Annotated in this window: 1 protein-coding gene; it reads right to left on the bottom strand. The window is 44.2% G+C overall.

The window, feature by feature from the left end:
• On the bottom strand, positions 1 to 1,171 hold a 1,171-nt coding region (locus MXE41_RS12995), incomplete at its 3' end, for an ISAzo13 family transposase (RefSeq protein WP_247100901.1).
• Between the last annotated feature and the right edge of the window lie 31 nt (positions 1,172 to 1,202).

The following is a 1,202-nucleotide window of genomic DNA, read 5'->3' as shown; positions in this document are numbered from 1 at the left end:
GCCCAATGGGTTCCATGTCTATCGATTTCATCTGGGCATCACTGATTTTGATGCCTGTTTCATAGCTGTTGAAATCTGGTACGCACTTTACTGTGAGACCAGTTGTTGTTTTGGTAGAACCAATAAGATTGACAACCGTAGTAAGATCAATCAATGGCTTGCCTGACCAGTTTTTTGAAATGTAGCAGAATAAGCGGTGCTCTACTTTGTTCCACTTTGAGGTGCCTGGAGGAAGGTGTGACACCCTGATTGATATGCCTGTTTTCTCGCAGAGCTCTGCAAGCTTATACTTCCACAGACGAACACGTGAACCGTTGCTCCCGCCACCGTCACATATAATGAACAGCTCTTGCATGCTTGGGAAAGTGTGCTTGCCAACTGTTTCGAACCAGCGAAAAACACTCTCAGTTGCGAACTCACTGGTATCGCTGCTGGTGCCTACATTTACAAATGCAGTATTGTTATTCAGAACGTAAACTCCATAGGGAACAACAGTTCCAAGCTCTCTGATTAAAAAATCATGATCATAGGTAAGACGAGGATCACCAAGAAGTCTGAGCTCTGTACCTACATTGCTCATATTTCCAAGTTTTTCTTTCTTCTTGGCATCGATTGATATTACAGGAACTCCTGATGCATATGCTTCTTCGATAGACTGGTTTATGAACTCGAACTGGGCATTTCTGTCAGGGTGATCCTTTCCTACCTGGAGCATTTTCTTGTTCTTCTGACGGCTGAACTTAAGCTCGTCAAGAAGCTTGGCGACAGTGGTATGTGATACTTTATGCCCACGCTCCTCAAGTTTGTCGGCTATTTTTCTAAAGCTCAAGCTGGTCCATGTCAAAGGCTTTTCAGGACTGCCATATGCGCTTTCAGATACGATCTGTCTTGTGATTTCCAAGAGCTCCGGATCATGAAAGGTTGCAGATTTACGTCCACCTCCACGACGGCGTACAAAGTCAGTCCTCTCGCTGTTCAGGTCATCTTTACCTGACTTAACAGTATTTACAGAGACACCGAGCAGTTCTGAGACAGCTTTTCGACCTCCATAGCCGTAACTCTCACAAAGAAGCCCGTAGAAAAGCCTTCTTTGCTTTTCGTTAAAGTCACCAGCCTCAAGCAGCTGATTAATAGAATCTTTGTTTAAAGTGACCTGAATCTGGTTTGCCATAAGGTTCCTCCGTTCAGGTCATTATACTTAA

The sequence above is a fragment of the Anaerobiospirillum sp. NML120449 genome, from assembly GCF_023051105.1.
In the GTDB taxonomy this organism is placed as follows: domain Bacteria; phylum Pseudomonadota; class Gammaproteobacteria; order Enterobacterales; family Succinivibrionaceae; genus Anaerobiospirillum.
This window is presented reverse-complemented; position numbering and strand designations above follow the sequence as displayed.